The sequence below is a fragment of the Curtobacterium sp. P97 genome (assembly GCF_023712445.1).
GTDB lineage: Bacteria > Actinomycetota > Actinomycetes > Actinomycetales > Microbacteriaceae > Curtobacterium.
The window spans coordinates 77,243-95,430 of record NZ_JAMAYF010000007.1 but is presented as its reverse complement, the minus strand read 5'-3'; the positions used below and the strand labels follow the sequence as shown (position 1 = coordinate 95,430).

The following is an 18,188-nucleotide window of genomic DNA, read 5'->3' as shown; positions in this document are numbered from 1 at the left end:
GTCACCGGGCGCGGCGACGGAACGTCGTGACCAGTGCGTCGACCAGCAGGAACCCGAGCAGGGTGACCCCGACGACGGGCAGCAGCAGCGCGAGGCCGACGGCGGCGGCGACGATCGCGGCGGTGCCCCACCACGGAGCCCTGGCCAGCGAACCCGCGGCGGGCGCGCGACCCGCACGCGCGCCGGTGGGACGCCGCTGCCACCACATGAGGTAGCCGAACACGACCATCGCCGCGATCCCGAGCGCCGCGAGCAGCAGCACGACCTGGTTCGCCAGGCCGAACAGCGCGCCCATGTGCGTGTTGATGCCGAGCTTGGCGGCCTTCGCCATGAGCGGGTAGTCGGCCCAGGTGACCCGCGACACCGCCGTCATCGTGCCCGGGTCCACCGCGACCGCGTTCATCGCGACCGGCCAGCTGAGCTTGATCTCCTCGACGGTCCACGCCGTGTCGGCGGCCGCCGGCGGACGGATCCGGACCTCGGCCGCGCGGACACCGGAGTCGCGGGCGACCGCGAGCACCTCGTCGAACTGCTCGGGCGTCGTCGTCGGGGAGCCCATCGGCATCGAGCCACCGCCGTGGTGCCCGGCGTGCTCCCCGCCCGACGTCGCCGACGAGCCGTCGAGTGCGGTGTCGACCGTCGGCGCCTGCCAGCTGAGCGTCGAGCGGAGCGCGCTGACGTTGTCGCCCGCGAAGTGCGACCAGGTGATGCCGGTGGCCGACAGGAAGAGCGCGCCGAGGAGCACCCACGCGCCCGTCGCGGCGTGCCAGGAGAACGTCCTCCGGTACCCGGTCGCACGGTTGTCCGGCAGCACGAGGTCGCGCTTCCGCCGTGCGCGCCGGATGCGGAACGCCCAGAGGCCGATGCCGGCGAGCGACACGATGCCGAGCCACGACGCCGCGGTCTCGCTGTAGAGCCGCCCGACGTCGCCGAGGAACAGGCTGCGGTGCACGGTGCTGATCCAGGTGCGGAAGGGGAGCGACCCCGACGTGCCGTACACCGGCAGGTCCCCGCGCACCGCGGCGTCGCCCGGGTCGACGAACACCGCACGGGTCTGGGACTCGAGCAGGCCCTCCTCCGTGAACATCACGCGCGTGGTGGTGCCGGGCGTGGGGGCCGGGCGGACCTCGGCGACGGTGTCGTCCGGGTGGTGGCGGGCCACGTAGCGCTCGGCGGCCGCGACCTGGTCGGCGAGGGGGAGCGCAGGCGCGGACGACGGCGCCGTGAGCTCCTGCCGGTACACGCCCTGCTCGACGGTCGGTGCGACGGCGTACACGGCGCCGGAGAGCGCCGCCACCAGGACGAACGGGCCGACGAAGAGCCCGGCGGTGAAGTGCAGGCGGAGGAGGAGCTGGGCGAACCAGCCGCGGGACGGAGGCGGGGCGGTGACGGGCATCGGAGCGCAGGGTCCTGTCGGGCTGTCGGGCTGTCGGGCTGTCGGGCGGAGGTGCGGCACAGTGCCGCACGAGCGTCCACTCTACAAGAGGTAGAACGCCCCGGTCGTGGGCGCCCCCCCCCCCCGACTGCGGTGTGCGGACGACCGCATTGACCCTCCACCGGAGCAGCACACAGACTGGCGCCGATGACGCAACTCACCTCCCTCGTGTACATGTCCGTCGCCGTCGACGAGATGACCGACGACCACCTGGTCGCCATGCTCCGTGAAGCCCGCCTGCGCAACGAGGCGCTCGGTGTCTCCGGACTCCTGCTCGCCAAGGGCGGCCGCTTCATGCAGGTGCTCGAGGGTCCCTCCTGGAGCGTCGAGGACCGCTTCGCCGCGATCGAGCGCGACACCCGCCACGAGGGCGTGAAGTCGCTCTCCCGCGAGGACATCGACACCCGCCGCTTCGACGGCTGGTCGATGGCGTTCGGCAACCCGTCGGACCTCGAGGTCCGCGACGAGCCCGGCTTCAACACCTTCCTCACCGAGCGCTCCGGCCTGCCGGCCGAGCTGGCCGGCTCGCCGGCCGACTGGCTGCTCCGCTGGTTCCGCGGACGCGACCTGCAGGACGTGCCCGAGGAGCGCATGACCCTGGCCCGCCACGCCGCGTGACGACCTGACGGGACCCCTCGGACTGGAGGCACGGTGCGGGCCCGCACCGTGCCTCCAGTTCGAGACACTGGTCACGTGGGGAAACGTGAGCAGATCTTGGTGGCCGCGGCGGAGGAGTTCGACCGGGTCGGCTTCGCCGCCACGTCGATCGCCGCCGTCGCGCGCCGCGCCGACGTGGCGCAGGGCACCCTGCACTTCCACTTCCCGACGAAGCTCGCGCTCGCCCTCGGCGTGATCGACGAGCAGAACGCGCGGACCTTCGCGGAGGTGAGCCACGACGCCGCGTCGCCGACGGCCGCCCTGATCGGGGCGTCGAAGCAGATCGCGGACCTGCTCCGCACCGACCCGATCGTGCGTGCCGGCATCCGGCTCTCGCTCGAACGCGGCGAGTTCTCCGGAGCGACGTCGTCGTTCTACGAGCAGTGGATCGGCGGCATCGTGGACGTGTTCTGCGTCGCGATCGGCAGCGGTGAGCTCGAGACCGACCTGACCCCGGAGGAGCTCGGCGGTTCGGTCGTGCCCTACTTCACCGGGGTGCAGCTGGTCGCCGAGGTGCGGAGCGGTCGCGCGGACCTCGACCCCGCGGTCGCGGTGATGTGGCGGGTGCTCCTGCAGGCGACGGCCGCGCCGGCGCACCGGGCACGTCTGCTCGGGGTGGTCGCCGACACCTTCCGCGCGGCAGGCTGACCTCGTGGACCGTCGACGGGCGGAGGTCCGCGTCAGCGGTCGGTGAGCTCCCGGTCGCGGAACCACTTGAGCAGCCACGCGGCGCTCGTGCCGTCGAACTCCGGCGCGAAGTCCATCGTGCCGGACAGGAACGGGCTGAAGCCGTCCTCGGTCGCCACGTCGGACTCGTCGAGCGACCGGTAGGCCATCGACCAGCCGTCGAACCGCCGGCGCTCGATGTCCTCGCGGATCAGCGACTTCACCCCGTCGTGCCGAGGATCGCGCGCGATGGCGCCGAAGCGGTCGTCGACGCTCCACGCCGGGCCCTCGAGCAGCTGCATGAACCGGCCGCCCTTCGCCACGAGCAGGCCGGAGACCCCGAGTGCCTCGTTCCGGAGACGTGACTCGCGCAGGAGCTCGGCGAGCGCGTCGTCGTCGAAGGGCACGGCCGAGCGGCTCATGTAGACGATGGAGACGAGCACCGCACCATCTTCGTGCATGGTGCGGCGCACGCCGACCACTGTCCGCGTGCCGCACGGACCCCCCCGATGGGTCCCGGGGTTCACCGGAGGACACCCGCAGAGCGGGCCGCGGACACGGCCGCTGTCCGCGAGCTCACTCCGAGCTTCGAGAACACGTGCACGAGGTGCGACTTGACCGTCGCCTCGCTGATGTGGAGTGCGCGGGCGACCTCACCGTTCGACGCCCCGTCCGCGACCAGTCGGAGCACCTCGATCTCGCGGGCGGAGACGCTCACGCGCGGAGCCCGCATCCGCGCCATCAGCCGTCCGGCGATCGCCGGGGCGAGGGCGCTCTGCCCGGAGGCCGCGGCACGGACCGCCGCCACGAGCTCGTCCGGTGGGGCGTCCTTGAGCAGGTACCCGCTCGCCCCGGCCTCGACCGCGCCGAGGATGTCACCGTCCGAGTCGTAGTTCGTCAGGACGAGCACGTACGGTGCCGCCTCGAGTGCGCGGATCGACCGGGTGGCGTCGGCGCCGGTGGTGTCCTGGCCGAACTGCAGGTCCATGAGCACCAGCTCCGGGGCCAGCTCCTCGGCGAGGGCGGTCGCGGCGTCCGGGGTGGCGGCCTCGCCGACGACCTCGATGCCCTCCTCACCGTCGAGGAGCGCACGGAGACCGGCCCGGACGACGGGGTGGTCGTCGGCGATGACGATGCGGATCACGGGACCTCCAGGACGGCCGTGACCGTGGTGCCGCGGCCCGGTGCGCTGTCGACGTCGAGTCGTCCGCCGAACTGCTCGACGCGCTCGGCCATCGCGCGGAGGCCGAAGGAGTCGGACGCGGCGACGTCGTCGCCGGAGGTGACCGGGTCGAAGCCGACGCCGTCGTCGACGACCGTCAGCCGTGCCTCCCGACCGTCGACCGTGACCGTGACGTCGACCTGCGACGCCGCGGCGTGCTGCACCGCGTTCGCCACGGCGCCCTGCGCGATGCGGAGCAGCGCGGTCTCCACGTCCATCGGCAGCCTGTCGTCCGACACCGCGACCGACACCGCCAGTCCGTCCCGCGTCCACTGCTGGTCCGCGAGCCGACGGAGTGCTGCACCGAGGCCCTGGTCCAGCGTCGGCGGCGCGAGCTCGCGGATGAAGCGACGCGTGTCGGCGAGGCCGTCGGCCGCGGTCCCCCGGGCCAGACGGATGTGCTCGGTGCCGGGGCGGTCGCCGTCGGCGCGCTCGGCTGCGTGCAGGAGCATCTGGATGCTCGACAGCCCCTGCGCGACCGTGTCGTGGATCTCCCGCGCCAGCCGCGCACGCTCCGCGAGGACCCCCTGTTCCCGCTCGGTCGCCGCGAGTCGGTCCCGGGTGGCGATCAGTTCTGCCAGCAGTGCTTCGCGCTCGACGGCCTCCCGGGCGAGTGCGCGGTAGCCGAGCCCGATGAGCAGCGCCACCCCGGCGCCGACGAGCGGTCCGACGACCCCGCCGAGCGTGAAGCCCCCGTGCACTCCGAGCGCGACGACGGCCACGAGCGTCGCGACGACGACCGCCGTGGGACCGACGATCCGGGGCAGCACGTGCAGGTAGAGGAAGAAGAGCGGGAAGACCAGGTAGGCAGCTTCGGGGACGAGCACCATGAGCGCGACCCACACGACGGAGAGCCCGCCGACCCAGAGCGGGCCCGCGACCGCCCGGCGACCCGGGGCGCCGCGTGCCACCACCGCCCCGAGCAGGTACACGACTGCGAAGGCACCTGCCAGGACGCCGGCGAGGGGTGCCGTGGCGCCGCCCTCGACCACGATCCGGACGACGACGAGCGCGAGGAGCGCGGCGGACAGCACGTGCAGGCCGGTGCGGAGACCGACGAAGACGGGGGTGAGCGTGCCGTGGACCATGTCACCGGCCAGCGTACGGACGGCCCGGGCCCGCTGGATCAACCAGAAGTTCGATCGTGGGACCGTCCGTGCCGGCGATGACCGCTCGCCGTCGGCACACGACGCTGGTCCTGGAGGTCACGGAGGGTCCGTGACCGGGAAGGAACGGCCGTGTTCGTCGCCTGGCGCGATCTCCGGTTCGCTCGTGGACGCTTCGTGCTCATCGGTGCCGTCGTGGCGCTCATCACCCTCCTGGTCGGGTTCCTGGCGGGACTGACGGGCGGGTTGGCGTCGCAGAACGTCTCCGCTGTCCTCGACCTGCCCGGCGACCGGCTGGTGCTGCAACAGCCGTCCGCGGGGCAGCCGTCCTTCGCCACGTCCGCGATCGGACGGGAGGCACGACACGGCTGGCGGACGGCGGCCGGCGTCGACGACGTGGTGCCGGTGGGCATCGTCCAGGGACGCGCCAGCGCTGCTCCCGCGACGTCGGGTGCCGGTGCGTCCGCGGTCGGCGTCGCCCTGTTCGGGCTGCCGCGGGGCGGCGACGGTGTCGTGGCTGCGCTGGCGCCCGCGCAGGACGACTCGGTCGGCCTGTCGGCGGCGGCGGCGGAGCAGCTCGGCGTCGTGGTGGGCGACCGCATCTCGGTCTCCGGGACCGACCACCGCGTCGCGTCCGTCGGCGGGGACGCCTGGTACAGCCACACCCCGGTCGTCGTGATGACCCCCGGTGCGTGGGCCGCTGCCGACCGCCGGCTCGGCGGCGAGGGCGCACCGACGGTGCTCGCCGTGTCCGGTTCGCCGGACTGGGGAGCCGTCGCCGCGACCACGCACACGTCCGCCACCACACCGCTCGGATCGCTGACGGCGCTCGAGACCTTCCGGTCCGAGGTCGGGTCGCTCGGTCTCATGATCGCGATGCTGTTCGGCGTCTCCGCGCTGGTCGTCGGCGCCTTCTTCACCGTCTGGACCATGCAACGCGCCGGTGACGTCGCCGTGCTCAAGGCGCTCGGAGCGAGCACCGGGTCGCTCGTCCGCGACGCACTCGGTCAGGCGCTCGTGGTCCTCGTGGCGGGCATCGGCACCGGGACGGCGCTCGTCGCGGTGCTCGGTGCGCTCGCCGGGGGCACGCTGCCGTTCCTCCTCAGCCCCCTCACCACCCTGGTACCGGGTGTCGCGATGGCCGTGCTCGGTCTCGCGGGCGCCGCGGTCGCCCTCCGCACCGTCACCGCAGCCGACCCCCTCACCGCACTCGGGAGCAACCGATGATCACACTCGACGACGTCACCCTCACCTTCCCCGACGGCGACCGTCGCGTCACCGCGGTCGACCACGTCTCCCTCGCCGCTCCGGCCGGCAGCGTCACCGGCATCACCGGCCCCTCCGGGTCCGGCAAGTCGTCGTTGCTCGCCGTCGCCGCGTCGCTCGTCCGCCCCGACTCCGGTCGGGTGCTCGTCGGCAGCGGATCGACGGCGGTCGACGCCGCGTCGCTGTCCCGCGACGCAGCGTCGGACCTCCGCCGGGACCGCATCGGGATCGTGTTCCAGCAGTCGAACCTGCTGCCGTCGCTGACCGCGCGCGAACAGCTGCTCGTGATGGGACACCTCGGCGCCCGCGATCGTCGGGTCCCCGGCGCCCGGGTCGACGACCTGCTCGACGCGGTCGGGCTCTCGGGTCACGGCGATGCACGACCGGCGCAGCTCTCCGGGGGACAACGGCAGCGCGTCGCGATCGCCCGGGCGCTCGTGCACGACCCCGAGGTGCTGCTCGTCGACGAACCCACGAGTGCGCTCGACCAGGAGCGGGGCGGTGCCGTGATGGAGCTGATCGCCCGTCTGACGCACGAGCGTGGGACGGCGACCCTGCTCGTCACGCACGACCTCGTGCACCGGGACGCGTTGGACGACCTGGTGACCGTCGTCGACGGGCGGATCGTGACCGCGCCGGAGGGCGTGGCCGCCGCGGCCTAGGATCGACCGCATGGCGACCGTCCTCCTCGTCCGGCACGGACGCACCACCGCGAACGCGACCGGGGTCCTGGCGGGTCGCACCGCCGGGGTGGCACTCGACCGCGTCGGCCGCGAGCAGGCCGACCGGGCCGCCGAGCGCATCGCGCCGATCCCGCTCGTCGCGCTCGTCACGAGCCCGCTCGAGCGCTGCCGGCAGACCGCACGCGCCCTGCTCGCCCGCCAGCAGGGCAGCCCCGACGTGCGGGTCGAACGGGCGATCACCGAGGCCGACTACGGCGACTGGCAGGGCCGGAAGCTCGCGGACCTCGCGAAGGAACCACTGTGGCGCACGGTGCAGGCGAACCCCAGCGCCGTGGTGTTCCCCGGCGGCGAGTCCATGCAGACGATGCAGTCCCGTGCGGTCGCCGCGATCCGCCGGATCGACGCCGAGGTCGAGGCGCAGCACGGCCCGACGGCGGTGTGGGTCGCCGTGAGCCACGGCGACATCGTGAAGTCCGTCCTCGCCGACGCGCTCGGCATGCACCTCGACCTGTTCCAGCGCATCGCGGTCGGTCCGGCGTCCGTCTCGGTCGTCCGCTACGGGGAACACCGGCCCGAGGTCGTCGCCACCAACACCGACTCCGGCGACCTGTCGTGGCTCGCCGCGGCACCGGCCCCCTCGGGCGACGCCGCGGTCGGCGGCGGAGCAGGACACGACGGGACCGGCGGCGGAGGCGGAGCGGACGGGACCGGCGGCGGAGCAGGACACGACGGGACCGGCTCGGCGGACGGAGCGGTCGGCAGCAGTGAGCCGGGGACCGCTCGACCCTGAACGGACGGAGCCGCACGCTCCTACAATCGGGTCATGCCCACCATCGTGCACGGCTTCGACTGGCCGGAACGTCTCGTCGTCGGGACGGTCGGCCGCCCGGGTGAACGCGCCTTCTACCTGCAGGCACGCGACGGCAAGCGGGTGACCAGCGTCGCGCTCGAGAAGGAGCAGTCCGCGGTGCTCGCGGACAAGGTCGCCGAGCTCCTCGACGAGGTCGCGACCGTCGAGGACAACCGCTTCAGCGTCCCGCCGGCGGCACCGTCCGAGCTCCGGGACGCCGCGCCGCTCGACCAGCCGGTGGAGCCCGAGTTCCGCGCGGGTGCCCTGAGCCTGGGGTTCGACCCGGCGACGGCGCAGGTGGTGATCGAGGCGTACCCGATCGAGGACGAGCTCGAGATCGTCACCGAGACGGACGAGGACGGCGACGAGGTCGAGGCCGTCGTCGAGATGCCCGAGCCCGCCGAGGTCTTCCAGGTGAAGATCCCCGTCGGCAGCGCCCGGGCCTTCGTCGAACGCACGCGCGAGGTCGTCGCTGCCGGTCGGCGCCCCGGCGACGCATGAGCGACGACGCACCCCGGTACGACGGCCCGCTGACGATCCGGGCGCGCATCCGCGAGGCGTCGAACGCCACCTTCCTCGCCGACCTCGACGGCGAGTCCGTCGTGTACAAGCCCGTCGAGGGGGAGCGTCCGCTGTGGGACTTCCCGGACGGCACGCTCGCCGGCCGGGAGGTCGCGGCACACCTGGTCTCCGAGGCCTTCGGGTGGGGCATCGTGCCGCCCACCTGGCTCGGCGACGGCCCGTTCGGCCCCGGCATGGTCCAGCGCTGGCAGGACGTCGACCCGGAGCAGGACCCCGTCGACCTGGTGCCGACCGAGGAGGCCGACGCCGAGGGCACCCCGTGGTTGCCCGTGCTCGAGGCCATCGACGAGCACGACCAGCCCGTCACGCTCGTGCACGAGGACACCGCGGCGCTCCGCCGGATGGCGGTGTTCGACGTGGTGGTGAACAACGCCGACCGCAAGGGCGGGCACGTGCTCGCCATGCCGGACGGGCACCGTTACGGCGTCGACCACGGCCTGACCTTCCACGTGGACCACAAGCTCCGCACGGTCCTCTGGGGCTGGATCGGGGAGCCGCTCGACCCCGACGAGCTCGAGGGGCTCGACCGGGTGTCCGAGGCGCTCCGCGGCGACCTCGGTGTCGCGCTCGCCGAGCACCTGACCCGCGGGGAGATCGACAACCTGCGGGCCCGGTGCGCCGCGCTGCGCGCGGTCGGGATGTTCCCGCCGCCGCCCGGACACGGACCCGCCGTCCCCTGGCCCCTCTTCTGACGGACGGGAGGCGCGGTGCCAGCCGGCGCCGCGGCCCACGCCGGCCGGTTCCCGGCAGACGCGCCAGCGGCTGCCGGGCCGTGCCCGGTGGGGAGCCTCCCGTCCGACGGCCGGTCGCAATCAGCCCGCCCGGTCGTCGCCGAACAGGGACGCGCCTCCGCGACGGGAACCGAGGTACGACCCGACCACGGCGACACCGAGGTCGTCGTTCTCGGGCGCGACGACCGAGCCGTCCACCCGTCGGGCCATGGCATCGATGAACCGCGCCAGCCCGGGGTCGTCACCGAGTCGGAAGAACGTCGTCTGCGCCCCGAGCCGGCCGGCGTTCTCGAGCTCGCGGACCGTCAGCGCGATCGTCACGGGATCGGGCGGGTAGCCGAACCACACCTGGCCGTTCGGCTCGAGGTGCGAGGTCGGCTCGCCGTCGGTCACGACCAGGAGCACTGGCTGCGCCGTCGGGTGCTTCCGGAAGTGCCGGTTGGCCAGCAGCAGTGCGTGGTGCAGGTTCGTGCCCTTGTCCCACTGGGCGTCGAGGCCGACGAGTCGTTCGACGTCCATGACCTCCGCCTCGCGCCCGAAGGCGATGAGCTGCAGGTCGTCGCCGCGGAACCTCGTGCTGACGAGGGTGTGCAGCGCGAGGGCCGTCCGCTTCATCGGGACCCAGCGGTCCTCCATCGCCATCGAGAACGACGTGTCGACGAGGAGCGCCACGCACGCCTGGGTCCGCGCCTCGGTCTCCTGCACCTCGACGTCGTCGATCGTCAGGCGGACACCCGGTCCGGTGCGTCCGTCCGCCGCGGTCCGGACCAGGGCGTTCGTGATCGACCGGGGGAGGTCCCACGGCTCGGTGTCACCGAACGCCCACGGTCGGGTCGCCCCGGAGGGCTCGCCCGACGCCCCGGCGCGACGCAGGTCACGCGCGCCCTGGCGCCCCGACATCCGCTCGGCCACGTCCCTGAGCAGGCTCTTGCCGAGCTGCCGCATCGCCTTCGGGGTCAGCCGGAGGTGTCCGTCGGTGCCGCGCTGCACCGCGCCCGAGTTCCGCAGGGCCTGCTCCAACCGCTGCAGGGTCCGGGCGTCGACGGTGGCCTCGTCGCCCAGCTGACGCTGCAGGGCGTCGAGGTCGAGGTCGGCGAGGTCGGACCCGGGCCCGGACTGCGCCAGCTGCTCGGCCAGGGCGTCGAGGTCGGCGATGTCCTGGAAGACGCCGGTCCCGTCGCCGAGTCCGAGGCCCTGCTCGCCGTCCATCCGCTCGGAGCTGCCCCAGTCCTCGCCGGGGCGGAGCGCGCGGAGGGTGTCGTCGAGCTGCCCGAGCTGACCCATCAGGTCCGGTGAGCCGAACGCCTGCTGCGCGAGCGCGTCGAGCTCGTCGCGCTGCTCCTGCGTCATCGAGTTCCGCATCCGCTGCGCGGCCGCGGCTCGTGCGGCGAGGTCGTCGAGCAGCTCCTCGACGTTCTGCGGGCCGGACGGGAAGTACTGCCCGTGCTGCGCCGTGAACGCGTCGAACTGCTCCTGCGTGTCCGTGCCGCGGCGGTGGTCGTCGAGCAGCTGGTTGAGGTCGCGCATCATCGCGGACACGGCTGCGCGGTCCTCGTCGCTCGCGTTCTCGAGCGCCTGCTTCATGCCGGCGAAGCGCTGGTCGAGCACCTCGCGTCCGAGCAGGTCCTTGATCTCGTCGTACTTCTGCCGGGCCGTCGGGCTCGTCCAGTCGTAGCCGTTCAGCTCCTGCACGGCGCTCGCGGGCGACGGCGGCAGGCTGTCGAGCTGCAGCTCGGCCAGGGCGCGGTCGCCGTCGTCGAGGTCGACGTTCCGGGCGAGCTCACCGCGCTCGGCGAGCAGGGCCTGGTCCAGGAGCTCCCTGACCTGCTGCAGGGTGCCGTCGAGGTTGTTCCGGCTGGTGAGCTCGCGCCGCCGTTCGGCGACGCGGCGCATGAGGTCGTCGAGCCCGCGCTGGGTCTGGCCGCCGCGCCGGAGGAACTCGCGGAGGGCACGCTCGGGGGAGGTGCCGCCCATGACGTCCTCGCCGATGGCGTCGAGCGCCTCGGTCAGGTCGACCGGGGGAGCGAGGGGATCCGGTCCGCCCTCGTACTTCCCGTACCGGGCGTCGCGGGTCAGGCGGCGGTTCTGCCGGCTAGCCATAGACGGCCTCGCCGCCCCCCGACTCCTTGCTGATGCGTCGGGCCAGGAAGAGCCCCTCGAGCGCGAGTTCGATCGCGCCGGCCCGCTCGCCGTCGTCGGTCGCCCCGAGTCGCTCGCACACCTGGTCGTAGACGTCCGATTCGCCGATCGACGGGAGCCCTTCGAGGAAGGCCCGGGCGCTGACCTGCTCGCCCGTCGTCACCATCGTGCCGCCGTCGAGTGCCTCGACGAGGACGCCGAAGTCGATCCCGCGGAACCGCGAGCGGACGGTCTCGGCGGTGGCGGTGCGGAGCAGGTGCTCGAGGACCTCGTCGGCACGGTCCTCCTCCCCGTTCTCGAACTCGATCTTGCCGCCGAGGACGTCGACCGCGGTCTCGAGGTCGATCGGCCGCGCGACCGGGTGCTCCTCGCCCTGCCGCGCGGCGCGGTGCACGGCGGCGGCGGAGATCGTCTCGGCGCCGGCGATGGCGAAGCGGGCGCTGACGCCGCTCCGCTGGTCGACGGCGCTGGACTGGCGCAGGGCACGTGTGAACCGGGCGAGGATCTCGACCAGGGCGTCGGGGACCTCGGCGGTGAGCTGGGCTTCCTGCCGGATGACGGCGACCTCGTCGGCGAGCTCGATGGGGTAGTGCGTCCGGATCTCGGCGCCGAAGCGGTCCTTCAGCGGCGTGATGATGCGGCCGCGGTTCGTGTAGTCCTCGGGGTTGGCGCTGGCGACGACGAGCACGTCGAGGGGCAGGCGCAGCACGTAGCCGCGGATCTGCACGTCGCGCTCCTCCATCACGTTGAGCATCGCGACCTGGATGCGCTCCGCGAGGTCGGGGAGCTCGTTGATCGCGACGATGCCGCGGTGCCCGCGGGGGATCAGCCCGAAGTGGATGGTCTCGGGGTCGCCGAGACTGCGGCCCTCGGCCACCTTCATCGGGTCGACGTCACCGATCAGGTCCGCCACGCTGGTGTCGGGGGTCGCGAGCTTCTCGACGTAGCGCTCGTCGCGGTGCACCCACGAGATCGGCAGGGCGTCGCCGAGCTCCTCGACGCGGCGGGTGCTCGCGGTGGTGATCGGCTCGAACGGGTGCTCGCCGAGCTCGGACCCGGTGATCACCGGGGTCCACTCGTCGAGCAGCCCCTGCAGCGTGCGGAGCAGGCGGGTCTTGCCCTGCCCGCGCTCGCCGAGCAGCACGACGTCGTGTCCGGCGATGAGCGCACGCTCGAGCTGGGGGATGACGGTCGTCTCGAACCCGTGCAGGCCGGGCCAGGGGTCGCGGCCCTCGCGCAGGGCCTGGAGGAGGTTGTCGCGGATCTCGGCGCGGACCGACTTCTGGACGTGCCCAGCAGCGCGGAGCTCGCCGACCGTGTGGATGTCAGGTCGGGTCACGGTCCGCACGCTACGCCCGCGCACCGACATGCGGACGGGAGGCGCGTGGCGGCGCTCGGCTCCGGAAGACACAACCTCGGCGACACCTCGCAGCGCTGTACCGCTGCGAGGACCCGCCGACGTTGCGTCTTGCGGGAGCAGAGTGGCGGGAGCGTCAGCCGAACAGGCGGCGCGACGCGATCTCCGCACCCTCGACGAGTGCTCGGAGCTTCGCCCACGCGACGTCCGAGGCCACGAACTCGTAGCTCGCGAAGGTCGCCAGGCCGCAGTCGGTCCCGGCGACGATGCGGGTGGGGTCGCCGACGGCCTCGGCGGCCTCGACGATCCGGTTCGCCACGAGCTGCGGGTGCTCCAGGTAGTTGGTCGTGACGTCGATGACGCCCGGCACGAGCACCGCGTCGGCGGGGAGCGGCAGGTCGCGGAAGGCCGGGAACTCGTGCGCGTGCCGCGGGTTGCCGAACGGGATGCTGAAGGACCCGACCTCGGCGCGGTACAGGTGGGGGAGCAGCACGTCGACCGGGACGTCGTCCTGGTGCGGGCCCTGCCAGTTGCCGTAGCAGACGTGCAGCCGCGTCTGCTCCTTCGGGATGTTCCGCAACGCGTGGTTGAGCGCGTCGACGTGCAGGTCCACGGCGGCCAGGAACTCGTCGAGCGACGCGTCGCCGAAGTGGATGACGCGCTCCATGGCGAGGTCCGGGGCGTCGAGCTGCAGGACGTGCCCGCGGGCGACGATCTCCTCGTACTCGACGCGGAGCTGCTCGGCCAGCGCGAACACGTACTCCCGGTGGTCGCGGTAGTGCGGGTTCTCGTCGTCGAGCAGCAGGGTCGTGGCGACGATGCCCGGCGTCGCGGCGGAGATGAAGGTGCCGGCCGGGGTGCGGCCGGCGGCGGCGTTCCGGGCGAGCTCGCGTTCGAAGCCGTCGAGGTCCTCGCGGATGCCGGCGCGCTCCTGGTCGTACTCGAGCAGCCCCTGGGCGAGCGGGGTGTCCCACACCCGGGCGAACTCTGCGCCCTCGTCGATCTGCCGGGCCTGGAACGCCGCGTACTCCGGGAACTTCACGCTGTCGAGCGTCGGCTTGCGGTGACCGGAGCCCCCGAACCCCGACAGCCGATCGCGGATGTAGGTCGAGAAGCCGACGCGCGGGACCTCGCCGTCGTTGACGACGTCGAGGCCCGCGTCGAGCTGCGCGTCGACGGTGCGCGCGAGCACGGCGGCGATCTCCTCGCGGAGTGCCTGTTCGTCGTGGGGCTTCCCCTGGTCGCGGGCCACCAGGAGCGCGGTCAGCTCGGGCGATCGGGGGAGCGAGCCGGTGTGCGTGGTCAGGATGCGGTCGATCGAGTTCTGGGTGGGCACGTCGTCACGCTACCGACGCGGGCTCCGGCCGCGTGCGGTCGTGACGTCGCGCGTCACCGCGATCCGACGCGGACGGGAGGCACGGTGCGGGCCCGCCCCGCGCCTCCCGTCCGCTTCGCACGACTTCCTGAATCTGTGAGGACGTAAAGCTGCGCTGGTACTGGGAACCAGCCTGGAATCTCCGGAGTACGGTCCGCTCTCGTGAGCAGCACGACGAACGGGACGATCAAGAGCCTGGTCCCCGCCAGGATGGACAGACTGCCGTGGACGCGCTTCCACTGGAGCGTGGTGGTTGGCCTGGGGGTGTCCTGGATCCTCGACGGCCTCGAGATCCAGATCGTCTCGAACGCCGGCTTCCAGGCCGACCTCGACCTGTCGACGCAGCAGGTCACCCTGCTCGGCACCATCTACCTGGTGGGGCAGGTCGTCGGCGCCCTGGTCTTCGGACGGATGTCCGACCGGCTCGGCCGCCGCAAGCTCTTCATCCTGACGCTCGCGATCTACCTCATCGGTTCGGGCATCGCCGGACTCGCCCAGGACTTCTGGTTCCTGGCGGCGTTCCGCTTCGTGGCGGGCCTCGGCATCGGCGGTGAGTACGCGGCGATCAACTCGGCGATCGACGAACTCATCCCGTCGAAGTACCGCGGGCACGTCGACATCGCCATCAACGGCACGTACTGGGGCGGTGCGGCGCTCGGCGCCTTCGCCAACATCTACCTGCTCGACACGTCGATCTTCGCCGAGAACATCGGGTGGCGCATCGGGTTCTTCCTCGGCCCGGTGCTCGGCATCGCGATCATCTTCCTGCGGCGGCACATCCCGGAGAGCCCGCGGTGGCTGATGACCCACGGACGCGAGGAGGAGGCCGAGCGCACGGTCTCCGAGATCGAGGCCTCCGTCGAGAAGTCCACCGGACACCGGCTGCCGGACGTCGACGAGTCGAAGGCCATGACCGTCACGCCGCTGGACAAGGTGGGGTTCCTGACGATCGCCAAGGTGCTGCTCAAGCAGTACCCGACCCGCACCCTGGTGGGCGCGACCATGATGATCACCCAGGCGTTCCTCTACAACGCGATCTTCTTCACCTACGCCCTGGTGCTCACGAACTTCTTCGGGCTGAAGACCGCCGAGACGGCCGTGTACTTCTTCCCGTTCGCGATCGGCAACCTGCTGGGCCCGATCGTGCTCGGCCGGTTCTTCGACACCTGGGGTCGTCGGCAGATGATCTTCCTGACCTACCTGGTGTCGGGTCTGGTGCTCGCCACCTCGGCGTTCCTGTTCCGAGCCGACGCCATCAGCGCCACCGTGCAGGTCGTGTTCTGGTGCGTCTCGTTCTTCTTCGCCTCGGCCGGTGCCTCGAGCGCCTACCTGACCGTGAGCGAGATCTTCCCGCTCGAGCTGCGGTCGCAGGCGATCTCGTACTTCTTCGCCCTCGCGCAGATCTTCGGTGCGGTCGCCCCGGCGATCTACGGCGCGTTCATCGGGGACGGGTCGTCGCGTGAGCCGCTCTTCTGGGGGTACCTGCTCGGGTCGGCGGTGATGATCGCCGGCGGGATCGTGGCGTTGGTGTTCGGGGTCGATGCGGCGCGCAAGGGTCTGGAGGACATCACCCAACCCTTGTCCGTCCTCACCGACGCGTCCAAGAAGTAGGATTTCGTATACGTGATGTTTAGCGCCGAGACCCTCCCGCTGGGAGGGTCTCGGCATGGCACTCCTCCACATCCCGACCCCGACCGGATCGTTCCCCTGGTCGCCCGCTCCCGGAGCACCGGGTGGTCGTCGTGCGTGACCCTGGGGCGATGGATCGCTCATCGTCCTCGGGGAACGACCGGGTCCCCGACCCGAACGGCATCCGCCGCAGCCTGCTGCGTGACGCCGTCTTCCTCAAGCTGCTCGAGAACGTCCTGCGCGGGGTCTACCGGCGGGGGCAACGGCTCCGGCTCGACGACATCGCCCGGGACATGCAGGTCTCGCGCACACCCGTCCGCGAAGCCCTCGTCCCGCTCGAGTCGCTGCGGCTCGTCAGCGTGCAGCGGTACGTCGGCGTCGTCGTCGCCCACTGGTCCGTCGGCCAGATGGTCGAGCGACTCCGGGTCGCCCGGGCGATGATCGCCGACCCCGCTCCCGGCTGCCAGGGGGCGGACGAGCAGTTCGACGCGCTCGTGCTCAGGTCCTGCCTGACCGAGGCCGGGGCGCTCGTCGAGCTCGGTGCCTGGTACCTCCGTCGGCGCGGTGCGATCGTCAGTGCCGACTGGCTCACGGCGCAGCGAGCCGTGCTCGACACCTTCTTCACGGACGACGTCGCCGTGGCGAACGGCATCGACGCCGTCGTCGGGCGGCGTGCTCGCGTGCAGCAGGTCGAACGGGCGGCTGCTGCGGCGGAGCGTGGACAGCTCGACGAGTGCGCCGCAGCGCTCGTGGGGTTGGCGGAGGACCTCATCGCGTTGCCCGACCGGTTCCGCTCCGCCGCGTGAGGCACGGTGGGGGCGTTGCGCACCGGATCACCCAGAGCGGGGGCGCGGACCGGGTCCGCGCCCCCTGGTCGTCCCCGTCCGGGCCGCCGCGGTCGGGTGCGTCGGGCTCGGCAGAAGGGGGGACGACGTCTGGTGCTGTGTCGCGGTGACGGGGGAGGTGATGCCCCCGGAACGTGATGTCCGCGTCCCGACGATGCTAGGCGTCGGGGTACGAGCGGACAAGCCCCACCTGTCCCCACTTCAGGGGACCCGGCGACCGACCCGAGGTGATCGTGTCGTGGCGGGAGGTCGAGAGGACGCTCGTCCTCCTGTATGGTGGGTCTCGCGCTCGTGAGAGCGCACGGAGACGTCGCATAGTCCGGCCGAGTGCACCACCCTGCTAAGGTGGAGTCCCCTTTGAGGGGACCGAGGGTTCAAATCCCTCCGTCTCCGCAGTCGACGAAACCCCTGCCACCGGCGGGGGTTTCGTCGTTCCGGCAGGGTGCGCTCACGATCACGACGGTGCGGCCGTGCTCGACGGTCGGGATGCACGGGCCGGCCCGGCACGGGCGCCCTGACCCCGCCCACTACCGTTGGCCCGTGCTCCGCTCATCCGCCCTCGCCGTCGCGCTCGTCGTGATCGTCACCACGGTCGCCGGCTGCGCCGACGCGTCCGCTGCCCGCGGCGTCGCCGTCGAGGCGTACGTCGAGCCGGGAGCTCCGACGGCGGTCGCCCGGGTGCGAGCCGCCACCGAGCGGGCGGGCACCATCGGCATCGACGGTGTCACCCTCACCGCGGACGGCACGGGCCTCGCGCCGCTGCCCGACGGCGTCGACCGACTCGCCCGCGCCGCAGCCCGCGGGGGTGCGCGACCGGAGCTCCTCGTCAGCAACTTCTCCGAGACGCTCGGTGACTTCTCGCCGGAGACCGCCTCGGCGCTGCTGGCCGACCCGGTCGCCCGCGAACGGGTCGCCCGGGAACTGGCAGCCCTGGCGCACGACCACCACTGCACGGGCGTGCAGATCGACCTCGAATCACTGCGCGACCGCGACCGCGCGGGACTCGTCGCCTTCGCGGCCGCGCTCGAGGACGCGGTGCACGACGAGCTCGGTGCCGACGCCCCGGTGTCGATGGCCGTGATGGCGTCCACCTCGGCCGCGGGCTTCCGGGACACCGGGTACGACCTCCGTCGTCTGGCGGAGCACGTCGACCGCTTCGTGCTGATGACCTACGACCAGCACGGCCCGTGGAGCGGACCGGGCACGATCGGTGCCCTGCCGTGGGCGCAGCGCGTCGTCGAGGTGGCCGAGCACGAGGGACTGCCGGCCGACCGCACCGACCTCGGCGTCGCCGGGTACGGGTACCGCTGGGGTGGACCGGACGCCGGGCAGGTGTCGCCGACGCGGGCCCGTGCGCTGGCCGGCGGTGCCGCACGCTGGTCGGACCGCACGGGGGAGTGGTCGGCGACGCTCGGTGACGGACACGAGCTGCACTGGTCGGACGCCCGCTCCTACCGGGCACGTGTCGCGCTGGCGCAGCGACTCGGGCTGCACGGCGTCGCGCTCTGGTCGCTGACGACCGAGGCCCTGCCGCGCTGACGCCCGCACCGACCGGACCGTGACCAGGAGGCGGACGGGAGGCGCGTGGCGGCCCCGCACCGCGCCTCCCGTCCGTCGCGGGGCACGGCCCGTGTGTGCCTTCCGG

General features: G+C 72.7%; 17 protein-coding genes and 1 tRNA gene. 11 read left to right on the top strand and 7 right to left on the bottom strand.

What is annotated here, in order from left to right; all coding sequences use genetic code 11:
• Window position 1 precedes the first annotated feature (1 nt).
• Entirely contained in the window at window positions 2-1,396 is a 1,395-nt protein-coding gene (locus M3677_RS09410) for a PepSY domain-containing protein (RefSeq protein ID WP_251160383.1), read from the bottom strand.
• A gap of 186 nt (window positions 1,397-1,582) precedes the next feature.
• Between M3677_RS09410 and M3677_RS09405 the strand changes: the two genes are divergently transcribed.
• Both M3677_RS09405 and M3677_RS09400 read left to right on the top strand, forming a co-directional pair.
• Window positions 1,583-2,053, top strand: coding sequence for a BLUF domain-containing protein (locus M3677_RS09405; RefSeq protein ID WP_066655844.1), 471 nt, complete (start codon window positions 1,583-1,585; stop codon window positions 2,051-2,053).
• Window positions 2,054-2,128: 75 nt separating this feature from the next.
• A complete protein-coding gene (locus tag M3677_RS09400; protein ID WP_158407764.1) occupies window positions 2,129-2,740 on the top strand; it encodes a ScbR family autoregulator-binding transcription factor in 612 nt (203 codons plus the stop codon).
• Window positions 2,741-2,772: 32 nt separating this feature from the next.
• Here the strand turns inward: M3677_RS09400 and M3677_RS09395 are convergent, their stop codons facing one another.
• The 3 genes from M3677_RS09395 to M3677_RS09385 form a co-directional block, all read right to left on the bottom strand.
• Entirely contained in the window at window positions 2,773-3,201 is a 429-nt protein-coding gene (locus tag M3677_RS09395) for a BLUF domain-containing protein (RefSeq protein ID WP_251154491.1), read from the bottom strand.
• Between the two features lie 80 nt (window positions 3,202-3,281).
• Entirely contained in the window at window positions 3,282-3,902 is a 621-nt protein-coding gene (locus M3677_RS09390) for a response regulator transcription factor (protein WP_251160382.1), read from the bottom strand.
• Window positions 3,899-5,068, bottom strand: coding sequence for a sensor histidine kinase (locus tag M3677_RS09385; protein WP_251160381.1), 1,170 nt, complete (start codon window positions 5,066-5,068; stop codon window positions 3,899-3,901). Before M3677_RS09385 ends, M3677_RS09390 begins: the two co-directional genes overlap by 4 nt.
• A 150-nt stretch (window positions 5,069-5,218) precedes the next feature.
• On the opposite strand from M3677_RS09385, the gene M3677_RS09380 reads away from it, so the two are divergent.
• From M3677_RS09380 to M3677_RS09360, 5 genes are read left to right on the top strand one after another with little or no spacing between them, the layout of a single operon-like run.
• Entirely contained in the window at window positions 5,219-6,313 is a 1,095-nt protein-coding gene (locus tag M3677_RS09380) for an ABC transporter permease (RefSeq protein ID WP_066655831.1), read from the top strand.
• Window positions 6,310-7,014 (top strand): ABC transporter ATP-binding protein, encoded by a 705-nt coding sequence (locus M3677_RS09375; RefSeq protein ID WP_209685608.1) that lies wholly within the window; start codon window positions 6,310-6,312, stop codon window positions 7,012-7,014. The genes M3677_RS09380 and M3677_RS09375 overlap by 4 nt, the downstream gene beginning before the upstream one ends.
• A gap of 10 nt (window positions 7,015-7,024) precedes the next feature.
• Window positions 7,025-7,825 carry an MSMEG_4193 family putative phosphomutase gene (locus tag M3677_RS09370; RefSeq protein ID WP_081985021.1) on the top strand — a complete coding sequence of 267 codons (801 nt, stop codon included), beginning with the start codon at window positions 7,025-7,027 and terminating at the stop codon, window positions 7,823-7,825.
• Window positions 7,826-7,858: 33 nt separating this feature from the next.
• A complete protein-coding gene (locus M3677_RS09365) occupies window positions 7,859-8,386 on the top strand; it encodes a DUF3090 domain-containing protein (RefSeq protein ID WP_066655829.1) in 528 nt (175 codons plus the stop codon).
• Window positions 8,383-9,159: an SCO1664 family protein gene (locus tag M3677_RS09360; protein ID WP_066655828.1), complete on the top strand. Its 777-nt coding sequence runs from the start codon at window positions 8,383-8,385 to the stop codon at window positions 9,157-9,159. The genes M3677_RS09365 and M3677_RS09360 overlap by 4 nt, the downstream gene beginning before the upstream one ends.
• 120 nt (window positions 9,160-9,279) lie before the next feature.
• On the opposite strand, the gene M3677_RS09355 is transcribed toward M3677_RS09360, so the two are convergent.
• From M3677_RS09355 to M3677_RS09345, 3 genes are all read right to left on the bottom strand, one after another.
• A complete protein-coding gene (locus M3677_RS09355) occupies window positions 9,280-11,298 on the bottom strand; it encodes a VWA domain-containing protein (RefSeq protein WP_251160380.1) in 2,019 nt (672 codons plus the stop codon).
• Window positions 11,291-12,706, bottom strand: a complete 1,416-nt coding sequence (locus tag M3677_RS09350) for an AAA family ATPase (RefSeq protein ID WP_144411357.1) — start codon at window positions 12,704-12,706, stop codon at window positions 11,291-11,293. Before M3677_RS09350 ends, M3677_RS09355 begins: the two co-directional genes overlap by 8 nt.
• A 124-nt stretch (window positions 12,707-12,830) precedes the next feature.
• Complete coding sequence (locus tag M3677_RS09345) at window positions 12,831-14,030, bottom strand: cobalamin-independent methionine synthase II family protein (RefSeq protein ID WP_251160379.1); 1,200 nt, start codon at window positions 14,028-14,030, stop codon at window positions 12,831-12,833.
• Window positions 14,031-14,279: 249 nt separating this feature from the next.
• Here M3677_RS09345 and M3677_RS09340 point away from each other — a divergent pair, with 249 nt between their 5' ends.
• From M3677_RS09340 to M3677_RS09325, 4 genes are all read left to right on the top strand, one after another.
• A complete protein-coding gene (locus M3677_RS09340; protein ID WP_066658565.1) occupies window positions 14,280-15,680 on the top strand; it encodes an MFS transporter in 1,401 nt (466 codons plus the stop codon).
• Between the two features lie 149 nt (window positions 15,681-15,829).
• Window positions 15,830-16,504 (top strand): GntR family transcriptional regulator, encoded by a 675-nt coding sequence (locus M3677_RS09335; protein WP_251160378.1) that lies wholly within the window; start codon window positions 15,830-15,832, stop codon window positions 16,502-16,504.
• Window positions 16,505-16,846: 342 nt separating this feature from the next.
• Window positions 16,847-16,936: transfer RNA gene (locus tag M3677_RS09330), tRNA-Ser, on the top strand.
• Between the two features lie 147 nt (window positions 16,937-17,083).
• Window positions 17,084-18,082 (top strand): glycosyl hydrolase family 18 protein, encoded by a 999-nt coding sequence (locus M3677_RS09325; RefSeq protein ID WP_251160377.1) that lies wholly within the window; start codon window positions 17,084-17,086, stop codon window positions 18,080-18,082.
• The last annotated feature ends 106 nt before the right edge of the window (window positions 18,083-18,188 follow it).

What these genes read in the sequence shown, in the direction of transcription:
- M3677_RS09410 (WP_251160383.1), bottom strand. Translation starts at nt 1,396, where the DNA reads ATGCCCGTCACCGCCCCGCCTCCGTCCCGCGGCTGGTTCGCCCAGCTC.
- M3677_RS09370 (WP_081985021.1), top strand. Translation starts at nt 7,025, where the DNA reads ATGGCGACCGTCCTCCTCGTCCGGCACGGACGCACCACCGCGAACGCG.
- M3677_RS09385 (WP_251160381.1), bottom strand. Translation starts at nt 5,068, where the DNA reads ATGGTCCACGGCACGCTCACCCCCGTCTTCGTCGGTCTCCGCACCGGC.
- M3677_RS09405 (WP_066655844.1), top strand. Translation starts at nt 1,583, where the DNA reads ATGACGCAACTCACCTCCCTCGTGTACATGTCCGTCGCCGTCGACGAG.
- M3677_RS09350 (WP_144411357.1), bottom strand. Translation starts at nt 12,706, where the DNA reads ATGTCGGTGCGCGGGCGTAGCGTGCGGACCGTGACCCGACCTGACATC.
- M3677_RS09355 (WP_251160380.1), bottom strand. Translation starts at nt 11,298, where the DNA reads ATGGCTAGCCGGCAGAACCGCCGCCTGACCCGCGACGCCCGGTACGGG.
- M3677_RS09335 (WP_251160378.1), top strand. Translation starts at nt 15,830, where the DNA reads ATGGATCGCTCATCGTCCTCGGGGAACGACCGGGTCCCCGACCCGAAC.
- M3677_RS09360 (WP_066655828.1), top strand. Translation starts at nt 8,383, where the DNA reads ATGAGCGACGACGCACCCCGGTACGACGGCCCGCTGACGATCCGGGCG.
- M3677_RS09375 (WP_209685608.1), top strand. Translation starts at nt 6,310, where the DNA reads ATGATCACACTCGACGACGTCACCCTCACCTTCCCCGACGGCGACCGT.
- M3677_RS09365 (WP_066655829.1), top strand. Translation starts at nt 7,859, where the DNA reads ATGCCCACCATCGTGCACGGCTTCGACTGGCCGGAACGTCTCGTCGTC.
- M3677_RS09340 (WP_066658565.1), top strand. Translation starts at nt 14,280, where the DNA reads ATGGACAGACTGCCGTGGACGCGCTTCCACTGGAGCGTGGTGGTTGGC.